The 13,479-nt window shown below is 57.2% G+C and carries 13 protein-coding genes; 8 read left to right on the top strand and 5 right to left on the bottom strand.

The window, feature by feature from the left end:
• The first annotated feature begins 11 nt into the window (after positions 1-11).
• Positions 12-773, top strand: a complete 762-nt coding sequence (locus I2123_RS23050) for a FadR/GntR family transcriptional regulator (protein ID WP_112164019.1) — start codon at positions 12-14, stop codon at positions 771-773.
• Positions 774-900: 127 nt separating this feature from the next.
• Here the strand turns inward: I2123_RS23050 and I2123_RS23045 are convergent, their stop codons facing one another.
• Positions 901-1,806 (bottom strand): proline iminopeptidase-family hydrolase, encoded by a 906-nt coding sequence (locus tag I2123_RS23045; RefSeq protein ID WP_112164020.1) that lies wholly within the window; start codon positions 1,804-1,806, stop codon positions 901-903.
• Positions 1,807-1,895: 89 nt separating this feature from the next.
• On the bottom strand, positions 1,896-2,651 hold the full coding sequence (locus I2123_RS23040) for a LuxR family transcriptional regulator (protein WP_112164021.1): 756 nt from the start codon (positions 2,649-2,651) through the stop codon (positions 1,896-1,898).
• A 227-nt stretch (positions 2,652-2,878) separates the two neighbouring features.
• Here I2123_RS23040 and I2123_RS23035 point away from each other — a divergent pair, with 227 nt between their 5' ends.
• The 7 genes from I2123_RS23035 to I2123_RS23005 all read left to right on the top strand — a co-directional run bounded on the left by I2123_RS23035 (position 2,879) and on the right by I2123_RS23005 (position 10,536).
• On the top strand, positions 2,879-3,817 hold the full coding sequence (locus I2123_RS23035) for an ABC transporter permease (protein ID WP_213052892.1): 939 nt from the start codon (positions 2,879-2,881) through the stop codon (positions 3,815-3,817).
• A 2-nt stretch (positions 3,818-3,819) separates the two neighbouring features.
• Positions 3,820-4,680, top strand: a complete 861-nt coding sequence (locus I2123_RS23030; protein ID WP_112164083.1) for an ABC transporter permease — start codon at positions 3,820-3,822, stop codon at positions 4,678-4,680.
• Complete coding sequence (locus tag I2123_RS23025; protein ID WP_213052891.1) at positions 4,677-5,663, top strand: ABC transporter ATP-binding protein; 987 nt, start codon at positions 4,677-4,679, stop codon at positions 5,661-5,663. Before I2123_RS23030 ends, I2123_RS23025 begins: the two co-directional genes overlap by 4 nt.
• Positions 5,647-6,678 carry an ABC transporter ATP-binding protein gene (locus tag I2123_RS23020; protein ID WP_213052890.1) on the top strand — a complete coding sequence of 344 codons (1,032 nt, stop codon included), beginning with the start codon at positions 5,647-5,649 and terminating at the stop codon, positions 6,676-6,678. Before I2123_RS23025 ends, I2123_RS23020 begins: the two co-directional genes overlap by 17 nt.
• Before the next feature lie 67 nt (positions 6,679-6,745).
• Positions 6,746-8,194, top strand: a complete 1,449-nt coding sequence (locus I2123_RS23015) for an ABC transporter substrate-binding protein (protein ID WP_420834361.1) — start codon at positions 6,746-6,748, stop codon at positions 8,192-8,194.
• Positions 8,195-8,413: 219 nt separating this feature from the next.
• Entirely contained in the window at positions 8,414-9,910 is a 1,497-nt protein-coding gene (locus I2123_RS23010; protein ID WP_213052888.1) for an MFS transporter, read from the top strand.
• A 47-nt stretch (positions 9,911-9,957) separates the two neighbouring features.
• Positions 9,958-10,536 carry a TetR/AcrR family transcriptional regulator gene (locus tag I2123_RS23005; RefSeq protein WP_112164027.1) on the top strand — a complete coding sequence of 193 codons (579 nt, stop codon included), beginning with the start codon at positions 9,958-9,960 and terminating at the stop codon, positions 10,534-10,536.
• 33 nt (positions 10,537-10,569) lie between these two features.
• On the opposite strand, the gene I2123_RS23000 is transcribed toward I2123_RS23005, so the two are convergent.
• From I2123_RS23000 to I2123_RS22990, 3 genes are read right to left on the bottom strand one after another with little or no spacing between them, the layout of a single operon-like run.
• Entirely contained in the window at positions 10,570-10,734 is a 165-nt protein-coding gene (locus I2123_RS23000) for a DUF2474 domain-containing protein (protein WP_208640489.1), read from the bottom strand.
• 11 nt (positions 10,735-10,745) lie between these two features.
• Positions 10,746-11,753 carry a cytochrome d ubiquinol oxidase subunit II gene (cydB, locus tag I2123_RS22995; RefSeq protein ID WP_213052887.1) on the bottom strand — a complete coding sequence of 336 codons (1,008 nt, stop codon included), beginning with the start codon at positions 11,751-11,753 and terminating at the stop codon, positions 10,746-10,748.
• A gap of 2 nt (positions 11,754-11,755) precedes the next feature.
• Positions 11,756-13,180 (bottom strand): cytochrome ubiquinol oxidase subunit I, encoded by a 1,425-nt coding sequence (locus I2123_RS22990; protein WP_112164029.1) that lies wholly within the window; start codon positions 13,178-13,180, stop codon positions 11,756-11,758.
• Positions 13,181-13,479 lie beyond the last annotated feature (299 nt).

Raw genomic sequence — 13,479 nt, 5'->3', positions numbered from 1 at the left:
TCAGGTGTCCGATGCCGATAAAAAAATTAGAAAATCCCAGAATATACAGGCAGATAGCTGACCAGCTAAAAACGTTAATTGAGAGTAAGGAATTTCCGCCCGGCAGCCGCCTTCCTGCAGAGCGAGAGTTGGCCAGTCAGTTACAGGTTAGCCGTGCGTCGGTACGTGAGGCGCTGATTGCGCTGGAAGTCATCGGGCTGGTGGACGTCCGCGTCGGCAACGGTGTGATTGTCTGTCATCCGCCAGCCTCGGCGGTGATTCCGTCGAAGGAGCCGGTGATGTCTCAGGCAGGGCGCAATCAGTGGGCAGACGTGGATGATGAGCTGAATATCGAGCTGGATTTTACCGCCGAGTTACCACCATTTTCTCTGCTACAAACACGGCGATTAATCGAACCGGAAACCGCTGCGCTGGCAGCACGACATGCAACAGATGAGGAACTTGCGGCGATTCGGCTGGCATATGAGCAGAATTGTCGCGATAACCGGCAAGGTTCTGCGACTCATCCCGGTGACCGTTTATTTCATATACGCATCGCGCAGGCCAGCGGCAACCCGGCTTACGCGTTTATCATCGCTCACCTTCTCGGCCACCGTTACGGCACGATGTTTCGCAGCCTGCAAATGCATTACACGCCGCAGGACATGCCGCACCGTTCCGAGATTGAACATCTCGAAATCCTGACCGCGCTGGAAGCGCGCGATGGTCGCGCGGCTAAAAAAGCCATGAAAGATCATCTGGATGCAGTGATCAAGATCTTTGGGCAGGGGTAGAACCGGTGGGTTGCCACCTGTGATGGCTTTTAATGATGACTCGCTCCGCTCCCTCCCGTGTAAAGGGGTGGGAGCGGGTGGGGTATTAAAGTAAAATCAATAAGTTGAAGTATGTTTTGACAAGGTGTTAGCCCTTAAACCCCTCTATTCTGACCAAAAACTCTCCCACACACGTCATACACGCTTCGCGCTCTTCCACGTGCGGCATGTGACTGGAACTCTCGAAAATCACCCATTCTACCTTCGGGATCAGATCGTAAAACGGCTGCACAACCTCCGGGGCGGCTTCGTCGTAGCGGCCTGATATCAAGAGTACCGGCACATTGATGGTGGGAAGGCGGTCGATAATCGTCCAGTCTTTCATGCTGCCGATGACGTGAAACTCGGTTGGGCCGTTCATGGCGTGATAGACGGTCGGATCGGCGTCCATCGCGGCGAAGGTTCGCAGGACCTCTTCCGGCCATGGGTCGACGCGGCAGACATGGCGCTGATAGAACACCTGCGATGCTGCTTTGTAGTCATCGCTCTCAAGGGTTCCGGCGGTTTCATGCGCCAGCAGGGTGTGCTGTACGTCGGCGGGCAGCTCGCTGCGCAATCGGGCGGCGGCCTGTAGCCAGAGCGTCATCGAGGCGGGGGAATTGGCGATGACCAGCGCTTTCAGGCCCGCGGGCTGCGTCACCGCATGTTCGGCACCCAGCATTCCGCCCCAGGATTGCCCGAGCAGCGCGTAATCCTTTTCGATACCGAGATGGCGTAGCAAATTGTCCAACTCGGCCAGAAACAGCGCAGGTTGCCAGAACTCTGCCGGTTTGTCGGGCAGGTGCGTCGAGCGCCCGTTACCAATCTGATCGTAATGAATGACGGCGCGTCCGGTGAGGGCGATATCACGGAAGGCATCGACGTAATCGTGTGTGCAGCCCGGCCCGCCGTGCGCGACCACCAGCGGCGTGACGCCGTTGTGCAAATCGCCGCAAACGCGGTACCAGGTTTGGTATTCCTGAAATGGCGCAAAACCTTCAGTGACGTTAATCATGTTGTTTCCCCTGCCGGTGAATAATCTTTTCAGGGTAAACATCGCGACGGGGCTACACAGCTAGTAAAAAAGATAGAAAAGGACAAGGCTCAGCTGTCGAGCAGGCGGTAATGCATCGCGCGAACCACCGCCTGTACGCGGTTGCTGGCACCGAGTTTACGGGTGGCGGTGTTGAGATGCAGCGTCACTGTGGCAACCGAACGGCATAGTTTGCGCGCGATTTCTTTCGCGGTCAGCCCTTGTGCCGCCCATGCCAGACATTCGCGCTCGCGTTTGCTTAAACGCACATGCTGACAGGTCAGAACGCTGCTGTCGAAAAGCGGCAATACGCACTCCTGAAAGGTCATCGCCAGCAGGCTCAGATCGGCCAGCGCGTCGTGAATATCCAGCTCATGCCCGGCGCTGGTATGAATACCGGTAACGGTGACAAACCCGCCGTTGGGCAGATGCAGCGGAACCGTTGCGCCGCTCGGCATATTGTTATCACACATGTAATGGGTGACCGGTTTATTGAGATCGCTCAGACGGTTGTGCAGCGAGGTATTGTCCGGACGCTGATATGACCAGACGAACGGCGCGCAGCTCTCCAGCGCGTAATGCTGCACCGGATCGACCTGATAATACCCGCTCTCCAGCCACAACCTCTGCATGTCCCCCGGCACGTTGCACATGTGCAGCAACGACGGAGTGATCAACTCTCCTTCCAGAGAACGGGGAACCGGCGTGTAATCATAGATCAGGGCATCGAAGCCCAGACGCGATGTCTGTGCGAAAAGCTGACTGAACGCGCCTTCCACCGTGGTTTCCCGCATCAATTGCGCACTGTCTTTCACTGCGAGTTTCATGAATTTATCCTCGTCTGGCTTCTTTGCCGCATGAATTGGCTGATCGGGCACCGATTTTGCTCAACTTGATTTGTTGAATAAAAGTTATGCAATCGCAGTGCCACATCACGGCGGGTGCAAACCTAGTATTTTTGCTAACTACCGGCGAGGTTGTACGGGGGCTAACGTAGAACCACTGGCAAACAGACGCTCACATTGCACCAGAAACTGCCATTTAGAGGATTGCCATGCACCGTTATCGATTTCTGCTCTGGCGACCGCTGCAACTGCTGCCGGTGCTGCTGGGGATCAGTATTCTCACTTTTATCATGGTGCGTGCCATACCCGGCGATCCGGCGCGGATCCTGCTCGGTGTGCGCAGTTCGCCGGAAGCGATTGCCCGCATCCGGGCGCAGTACGGGCTGGATGAACCGATGTGGCAGCAATATCTCTATTTCCTGCGCAACCTGATGCACGGGGAAATGGGTAAATCGCTGATTTACCGTGTCGATACGCTGAAACTCATCATGACGCGCATCGAACCCACGCTGTATCTGGTGCTCGGCAGCGTGCTGCTGGCGATGCTGTTTACCGTGCCGCTGGCCGCCACTGCCGCCCGACATCGCGGACGGCTGGCCGATCAGATGATCCGCCTTTTATCCACCATCGGCCTCGGTCTGCCCGCGTTCTGGCTGGCGATCATGATGATTTTGCTGTTCAGCCTGTCGCTGGGCTGGTTTCCGGTCTCAGGCTACGGCAGCGATGCGGGGGAGCGTCTGCACCATCTGTTTTTGCCGTGTCTGACGGTGGCGCTGGCGCTCTCGGCGGTGCTGACTCGTAATCTTCGCGCCAGCCTGCTGATGGAATTACAAAATGATTATGTCACCGCCGCCAGGGCGCGCGGACAAAACGAAAACCGCATTTTCTGGCGGCATGTGATGCCCAATTCGCTGGTGCCGACCGTCAATCTGCTGGCGGTAAACATTGGCTGGCTGATCGGTAGCACGGTTGTAATAGAAAGCGTCTTTGCCATTCCCGGCATGGGCCAGCTGCTGGTCAAAGCGATCATCAGCCGGGATTACATGGTGGTGCAGGGCGTGGTGCTGGTGTTTGCATTGGCGACGGTAGGCGTGAATCTGATGGCGGATCTGGTGACGGTCGCGCTGGATCCGAGGGTGAAACTATGAAAATGAGTATGACCGATAAAGCTCCCACACAGCGTCTGCCAACCTTTCATCTGCGCTGGCTGCCGCGTCAGCAGGCATTGCGACTGGGGATCCTGATGTTGCTGGTGTGGGTTTTGGTGGCGCTGCTCAGCCCGTGGATTGCGCCCTACGACCCGATTACGCAGGACGCCGCCGCGACGCTCCTGCCGCCAAATCTGGCGCATCCTTTCGGCACTGATAATTTTGGCCGCGACATTCTCTCACGGGTGATGTGGGGGGCGCGGGTTGATCTGCAAATCTGCCTGATTGGCGTCATTTTTCCGTTCATCTTTGGCACGCTCATCGGCGCATTCTCCGGCTATCTCGGCGGCGCGGTCGATACGCTCTTTATGCGGATAATTGACGTGGTGCTGGCATTTCCGTTTCTGGTGCTGATGTTGTCGATCATCGCCATTCTCGGGCCGGGTCTGGGCAGTTTTTACATCGCGATGGCGATGGTCGGCTGGGTGTCGTACGCACGTCTGGTTCGCTCGCAGGTGCTGACCCTCAAACACCGCGATTTCATTCTGGCGGCTCGCAGCCTGGGCTACAGCCATCCGCGCATTTTGCTTTTGCATCTGTTACCGAACGCCCTGACCAGTTCGCTGGTATTTTCAATGTCCGACTGTGTGCTGGTTTTGCTGAGCGGGGCGTCGGTAAGTTATCTCGGGCTGGGCGTTCAGCCGCCGGTGGCCGAGTGGGGCGTGATGGTCGCCGAGGGGCAAAGTTTTATCACTACCGCGTGGTGGATCACCACGTTTCCCGGCCTGGCGATTGTGGTGCTGGCAATGAGTTTTAGCCTGCTGGCCGACGGTCTCGGCGACAAACTGGGGGAGCGCCCATGACGCTGTTACAGGTTCGCGGTTTAACCATTCAAGACCGGCAGGGCATCGCGCTGGTGGATCAGCTTTCCATGACGCTAAGTGCAGGGGATATTCTCGGGCTGGTCGGCGAGAGCGGTTCAGGTAAAACCCTTAGCTGCCGCGCCATGATGCGGCTGCTGCCGGGCGAAGGGCTGACTATCAGCGGCGGTGAGATCCTGTTTAACGGCACGGATTTACTGACGCTGAACGACAAACGAATGACGGCGATTCGCGGAAGGGAAATCGGCATGATTTTCCAAAATCCGGCCAGCCATCTCAATCCTGTGATGACCATCGGCCAGCAAATCGCCGAAAGCCGTCGCCTGCATTTTGGCGCAAGCCATCGTGAAGCACACCTTCAGGCGGTGGAATTACTGCGACAGGTGGGCATCCCCGATCCGCTACGCCGCGTAGATAACTACCCGCACGAGTTCTCCGGAGGCATGCGTCAGCGCGCGATGATTGCCGTGGCGCTGGCCTGCGAACCGAAAATGCTGATTGCCGACGAGCCAACCACGGCGCTGGACGTCACCGTGCAGATGCAGATTTTACGGCTGCTGCGCGATCTGCGCGATCTGCGCGATCGTCTCGGTATCGCCATTATTCTGATTACGCATGATCTTGGCGTGGTGGCGCAAACCTGTGACCGCATCGCCGTGATGTACGGCGGGCGGCTGTGCGAGACCGGCGATAAACGTCCGGTGCTGGCGCAGGCGATACATCCTTACACCCGCGGTTTGATTGACTGCCAGCCGGTCAGCGAGGGTGGCAGCGGAAGGCTTATCACGCTGCCCGGTCAGCCGCCTGTCGCGGCACGCTTCCCCACCGGCTGTCGTTTCCATCCGCGCTGCGCAAACGCCACGGCGCAGTGCCAGCGGATGCAACCTGCGATGCAAACCGGCCACGGCCACGTTGCCGCCTGCCACCATCCGCTGAGCGGGAGGGAAAATGAGTCTTCCATCTGAAAACACCCCGCAGCCTTATCCGCTGCTGGAAGTCGAAGCACTGTCGGTGGCGTTTCCGGTATCCGGCGGTTTTGGTCTGAAAAAACGCTATGTGCAGGCGGTAAATGGTGTGTCGTTGTACATCAACGCGGGCGAAACGCTGGGGCTGGTAGGCGAGTCCGGCAGCGGCAAAAGTACGCTCGGCAGGGCGATGCTGCATCTTGAAACCGCCAGCGCCGGACGCGTGCGGTTTCGCGGACAGCTGATCACCGACGGCGTGAAGCCGGACATCGCCCGTCTGCGTCAGCAAACGGCAATGATTTTTCAGGATCCGTACTCCTCGCTGAATCCGCGTCAGACGTTGGGGGAAAGTATTGGCGAAGTGTTGCGGGTGCATCAGAAAGTGGCGAAAGCGCAGATCCCCGCGCGGATAAGCGAGCTGCTGACGCTGGTCGGCCTCGACCCGGAACATGCAATCAAACGGCCACAGGCGCTGAGCGGCGGGCAATGCCAGCGCGCCGGAATTGCCCGTGCGCTGGCCATCGAACCCCGGCTGATCGTCGCCGATGAGTGCGTTGCGGCGCTGGACGTCTCGATTCAGGCGCAAATCATTAATTTACTGATGGATCTGCGCGAAAGCATGGGGCTGGCGATCCTGTTTATCGCCCACGATCTGGCGATTGTCCGCCGCCTGTGCGACCGCGTGGCGGTGATGTATCTGGGGCGCATTGTTGAAAGCGGCCCGACGCAAACGGTGTTTAACGCGCCGCGCCATCCGTATACCGCCGCGCTGGTGGCAGCCATTCCGGAAATCGATCCTGACCGCCCCTTGCCCGAACATTCTTTACCCGGCGAGCCGCCCAGCCCGGTCTCGTTGCCCGCAGGCTGCGCTTTCCATCCACGCTGTGCTCATGCGCTTCCCGCGTGCCGGCACGGCGTGGCACCCGAAACCCGGCATATTGCCGACCATGCCTTCGCCTGTGTGCTTGACGGCCACAGCCGCGACAGGATTTATCCGATGACTGAAGGAATGTGACATGAAGCAAAAGCATTTTAACGTTGTGGCCGCCGGGGTGCTGCTGGCGTTGAGCCTGGTCAGCGAAATGGCGCAGGCTGCCGGCGTATTAACCATTGGTCGTCGCGAGGACAGCACCACGTTTGACCCGATAAAATCCGCACAAAACGCTGATAACTGGGTGTTCTCCAACGTTTTCGATCCGCTGGTACGGGTCGATAACACCGGCACCAAATTGCTGCCGGGACTGGCAGAAAGCTGGACGATTTCACCGGACGGCAAAACTTATACGCTGAAAATGCGCGAAGCCAAATTCTCCGACGGCACGCCGGTGACAGCTTCAGATGCCGTGTTCAGCCTGACGCGCATCCGTGACGATGCGGGCTCACTGTGGAAAGATTCGTACAGCATTATCGATACGCTGAAAGCGGTCGATCCGCACACACTGGTGATCACCCTGAAAACCCCGTCGGCGGCATTTTTATCCCAGCTGGCGCTGCCGAACGCCTCGGTAATTTCACAACAGGCGCTGACCAAACAGGGCGCGGACGATTTCGCCGAGCATCCGGTCGGCTCCGGTGCATTCAGCGTGAAGGAATGGACGCGTGGTGAGAAAGTCGAACTGGTGAAAAACCCGTATTACTGGGATGCGGCGAAAGTGAAACTGGACGGCGTCGAATGGCTGACGCTGCCGGATGACAACACCCGCATGCTGAAGGTACAGGCCGGTGAAATTGATGCGGCGCTGTCGATTCCGTTCTCGCGCATTTCATCCTTGCAAAAAGACCCGAAACTGGATGTCGAGCTGGACACCTCCACCCGTGAAGATCACCTGCTGATTAATCATGCCCACGGTGATCTCGCCAAAGTGGAAGTGCGGCAGGCGCTGGATTTCGCCATTGATAAAAAATCAATCATCGATACCGTGACCTTTGGCTACGGCAAAGTCGCTAACTCTTATATCCCGGACGGTGCGCTGTATCACTACGCCGCTAACCTGCAGCGTCCTTATGATCCGGAAAAAGCCAAAGCACTGCTGGCTGCGGCGGGCGTAAAAAATCTGACGCTGAAATATCTGGTGAATGCCGGGGATGAAGTGGATGAGCAGATTGCCGTACTTTTACAGCAACAACTGGCAAAAGCAGGGATCACCGCCAATCTGCAAAAAGTGGATCCGAGCCAGAGCTGGGACATGCTGGTAGCGGGGGATTACGACATTTCGGTGATGTACTGGACCAACGACATTCTCGATCCGGATCAGAAAACCACGTTCACGCTGGGCCACGATTCCAACAACAATTATATGACTCACTACCATAACGAAAAAGTGAAAGCGCTGGTCGCCGCCGCCCGTATCGAAATGGATCCGGTTAAACGCGAACAGATGTACATCGATTTGCAGAAAATGGCCAAAGCCGACGTGAACTGGATCGATTTGTATTACAGCCCTTACCGCAACGTGACCCGCAAAAATATCAAACAATTCCATCAGAACCCGTTAGGCCGTTTCACGTTAGAGGAAACGGTGAAAGAGTAGTTTTTGCCACACCAGGGAAAATAAGACGTAGCTTAAAATCAGATCGTACTCTCCTTTTGCCCGCTTTCGAGCGGGCTTTTTCATGTCCGTAAAACGCATCCGTTCACGCCTCGCGGGTTAAATCATTCCTCAACCAACGGGCAGACTCACCTTGCTTTTGAGCGCCCGCTCAAGTACCTTTCGCGCTTGAGCAAGTGCTCAAAAACTTCTGAGGATTTTATGTTTTTCAACAACCGCTGGCTGACACTGGCTGTCGTCACCAGTACGCTTTTCCTGATCGTCGTCGATATGACGGTGTTATACACAGCATTGCCGCGCCTCACGCTGGCGTTGGGCGCATCGTCTTCGGAAAAATTATGGATAGTGAATGCCTATCCGCTGGTTGTCGCGGGCCTGCTGCCCGGCGCGGGCATGCTGAGCGACCGGCTCGGCCACAAAAAACTGTTTATGTGCGGGCTGCCGGTGTTTGCGCTGGCCTCCCTGTGCGCGGCGTTCTCACCTTCCGCCGAAATGCTGATCGCTTCACGCGTATTCCTCGCGGTCGGCGCAGCGATGATGATGCCCGCGACGCTGGCGATTGTGCGTCAGGTGTTTTCCAATGAACGCGAAAGGGCGCTGGCCATCGGCATCTGGGCAGCAGTCGCCTCAGGTGCCGCGGCGCTCGGGCCGGTAGTCGGCGGTGTCCTGCTGGAATATTTCTGGTGGGGATCGGTCTTCCTGATTAACGTGCCGGTGGTGCTGGTCGTCTTCCCGCTGGCGCTGCTGCTGATCCCTCGCGGCGAGGGTAACAAACAGCGTCCGTGTGATTTCGTCGGATCGGCGATGGTCATGGCCGGACTGGTCGGCGTGATTTATGCGCTGAAAGAGCTGAGCCAGATTAACTCGTCATGGACAGTTATCTTCAGTGCTGCCGCTGCGGGCGTATTCTTCCTTTGGCTGTTCGCCCGCCGCCAGGCGCGTTCAGCGCAGCCGATGATCGATTTCTCACTGTTCCGTAATCGCGCGTTTGCCTGCGGCGTCGGCGTGGCAATCACCTCGATGATCGCGATGGTCGGTATCGAACTGGTGCTAACGCAGCGCTTGCAACTGGTGCTCGGGTTACAGCCGATCATGGCGGCGATGTTTATTCTGCCGATCCCGGTAGCCTCCGCGTTGGCCTCGCCACTGGCCGGTATGTTGCTGCCGCGCTACGGTGCCCGCGCGATGATGGTGGGCGGATTTGCTCTCGCGGCGCTGGGGATCGTGAGTTATGCGCTGTGGCACCAGACCGGCACGGCGATGCAACTTATTAGCCTCGCGGTGTTAGGTTTCGGCCTCGGCGGGGCGATCACGGCGGCCTCGACGTCAATTATGCTTAACGCACCGGAAGAAAAAGCGGGCATGGTCGCGGCAATCGAAGACGTTTCGTGGGAGATGGGCGGAGTATTAGGTGTAACCTTATTGGGTGGCCTGATGACGGCAGTCTACAGCCGCAGCCTGTCGCTGCCAGCGGAATTAGTCACCGGAGACGGCGCATATGACAGTCTCGACGAAGCGCTGCGCATCGCGGCCAGTCTCAGCCCGGAACACGCGTCGCTCATTACAGATCTGGCGCGAACGGCGTTTGACCAGGCCTTTATGGCGGTGCTGATTTGCGCGGCGGTGCTGGTAGTCGCAAGCGTAGTGGTGCTGAAAATGGTATTGCGTAAGTCATTGGGCGCGCGCCAACCTTCCTGATAAAATGCTGGCCAGAGCGGTTGCTCAAGGCCAGCACAGGAAAGATGATGAAAGAAAACCCGGACTCGCTGAGAACCAAAATTCTCGACGGCGCGATCAGCCTCTTTATCGAAAAGGGGATTGAGAAAGTCACCACGCGGGAACTGACCGAGCACGTCGGTATTTCCCGCAGCCATATTTATCACTATTTCCGCGACTGGCAGACTTTATGCATTGAGGCGTTATCCGTGGTGATGCTGGCGGAGCTGAAAGAGTTCACCGAAGAGATCGCCCTGCTGCATCCTCAGGAAAAACTTCACACGCTGGTGCGCAATTATTTGCCGGACACGCAGGGTGACATCTGGCAACTCTACGGTTCGTTATGGCAGCTTGCCGCGCACAATGAGGCTTATGCTGAGCTGGCGCGACTGATGGTGCAGAAGTGGCTGGAGCTGCTGGCCGAAATCATCAGCGCGGGCATTCACACCGGCGTTTTCCGCTCCACCAACGCCGGACGCGTTACCCGCCAACTCTCCGCCATCATGAATGGCTACTCCGATCAGCTGATCGTCATGCCCTCCGCCGAAGCCCGTCAGGAAGCCATGGACGATATTCTGGATTTTGTGGGACTGGTGCTGGAGAAGTAAAAAAGGCCGCTATTGCAGCGGCCTCTTTGTAATTTAATGCTCCCGCATTCCCGCCATATACATCAGCACATGGAATACCGTCGCGACGACAAACAACCCCAGAACGCTGCCGCCCCAGATGATCGCCATCCAGCCGACGCGTTTCCAGAAAGGCGCTTTGGTGATGACCTTGTCATCCATTTTCTGAATCAGATTCATAATGCGTGCCCTCAGTGATAACCCTGATCCGGCGTGACTTTTCCGCGGAATACGTAGTAGCTCCAGAAGGTGTACACCAAAATGATCGGGATGATAAACAGCGCGCCGACCAGAATGAAGCCCTGACTTTGCGGCGGTGACGCGGCTTCCCAGATGGAGATGGACGGCGGAATGATGTTCGGCCAGATGCTGATCCCAAGGCCGGTATAGCCCAGGAACACCAGCGCCAGCGTCAGCAGGAACGGCGCGTGATGCGCTTTTTTGCTGATGGCGCGATACATCCATGCAGAGACCAGCACCACCAGCACCGGCACCGGCAGGAACCAGTACAGGTTAGGGCGCGTGAACCAGCGGGTCGCGATATCGCTGTGCGAAATCGGTGTCCACAGGCTGACGGCCGCCGTCACCAGCAGAAACAGTACCAGCAGCGGTTTGGCGATTTTATGCATCGCGTCTTGCAGCTCGCCTTCGGTTTTCATGATAAGCCAGGTGCAGCCGAGCAGGGCGTAAGCCACCACCAGCGCAACGCCGCAGAACAGCGTAAACGGCGTCAGCCAGTCCAGCGCACCACCGGCATAGGTGCGGTTAACCACCGGAATGCCGTTGATGACCGCGCCGAGCACCACGCCCTGACAGAACGTCGCCAGCACTGAACCGCCGATGAAGGATTTATCCCACACATGGCGTTTCGCCGGGCTGGCTTTGAAACGAAACTCAAATGCCACGCCACGAAATATCAGCCCGAACAGCATCAGCGTCAGCGGAATAGTCAGTGCATCCAGAATAACCGAGTAGGCCAGCGGAAAAGCGCCGTACAGCGCCGCGCCGCCGAGCACCAGCCAGGTTTCATTGCCGTCCCAGACCGGTGCGACGGTGTTCATCATGACGTCACGGTCGTGCTCTTTTTTTACCAGCGGAAAAAGCAGCCCGATACCCAGATCGAAGCCGTCCATCACCACGTACATCATCACCCCGAAGATGATGATCAAAAACCAGATCAGCGGTAAATCGATACCCATTATCAAACTCCCTTAGCGTCGTCGGACAGTGATTCTTTGATGGCTGACAGCGGACGCGCAGGCGTTCGGTGCTGGCCGGGACCGCCGTGATCGACGCTTTCACCTTCGTGCGCCTGCGGACCCTTGCGGATCAAACGCATCATGTAGCCGTAGCCGACGCCGAATACCGAGCAGTAGATCACGATGAACAGGATCAGGCTGACGCTCATCTGCAACACGTTATGGTTCGAGACCGCGTCTTTGGTGCGCAGCAGGCCGTAAACGACCCAGGGCTGACGCCCCATTTCTGTGGTTATCCATCCCGCAAGCAACGCCAGCAGACCTGACGGCCCCATCAGGAAAGCAAAGCGCAGGAACGCTTTTGATGTGTACATTTTGCCGCCGCGACGCAGGATCAGGCTCAGCACGCCAAGCAAAATCATCAACATACCCAGACCGGCCATGATGCGGAAGGTGTAGAAAATCACCGAGGAGTTCGGACGGTCTTCTTTAGGGAAGGATTTCAGCGCCGGGATCTGATGTGTCAGGCTGTGCGTCAGGATCAGGCTGCCAAGATAGGGGATTTCCACTGCGTAACGCGTTTCTTCGCGGTTCATGTCCGGGTAACCGATCAGCACCAGTGGGGTCGGTTTATCGTCTTTATTCTCCCAGTGGCCTTCAATTGCCGCGATTTTCGCGGGCTGATATTTCAGTGTGTTCAGACCGTGGGCGTCGCCCAAAAAGGCCTGGATCGGAGAGACAATCAGCGCCATCCACATCGCCATCGACAACATTGTGCGAATTGCAGGGGTATCACGGCCACGCAGTAAATGCCATGCCGCCGCCGACCCGACGAAAAACGCGGAGGCGAGGAACGCCGCCGTGGTCATATGCATCAGGCGGAACGGGAATGACGGGTTGAAGATAATCTTCATCCAGCTGACCGGCACCACCAGATTGTTCACAATCTCGTAGCCCTGCGGCGTTTGCATCCAGCTGTTGGAAGCGAGGATCCAGAACGTCGACATCAGTGTGCCGAGCGCCACCATGCAGGTGGAGAAAAAGTGCAGACCGGGGCCGACACGGTTCCAGCCGAACAGCATCACGCCGAGGAAGCCGGCTTCGAGGAAGAACGCCGTAAGCACTTCGTACGTCAGCAGCGGGCCGGTAATACTCCCGGCGAACGATGAGAACATGCTCCAGTTGGTGCCGAACTGGTACGCCATCACCAGACCGGAGACTACGCCCATACCGAAGTTAACGGCAAAAATTTTCGACCAGAAATGGTACAGGTCGCGGTAAGCCTCTTTCTTGGTTTTCAGCCACATCCCTTCGAGCACCGCCAGAAAACTGGCCAGCCCGATGGTGATGGCGGGAAAAATGATGTGGAAAGAGACAGTGAACGCAAACTGGATACGGGCCAGTTCAAGCGCATCAAGACCAAACATAACAACCTCTTTTTGTGCGTCAGGTAATCCTTTCAAACACAGGCACCGGCACGGGAACCGGCGATGTCTGACATTCGCAGGTGAAGTCTTGAATGAAAGGAAGGTATAACGGGGTTTTGCGAGAGGACGATTTAACCACAGCGGGCAAAGGCATTAACAGGGACGGTTTCGCAGGGAAATCAGTCCCTGAAACACTTTCGAATCAGAGGGGAAGAAAGGCGGCAGAAACTAAATGGGGCAGGCGTTGAAGAAAGCGCGAGTAACCTTAAAAACAGCGTGGAAATAATGTTGCGTTGATC

The sequence above is a fragment of the Rahnella inusitata genome, assembly GCF_018288855.1.
GTDB lineage: Bacteria > Pseudomonadota > Gammaproteobacteria > Enterobacterales > Enterobacteriaceae > Rahnella > Rahnella inusitata.
The sequence above is the reverse complement of the archived record's forward strand: the minus strand, read 5'-3'. Positions and strand labels throughout refer to the sequence as shown.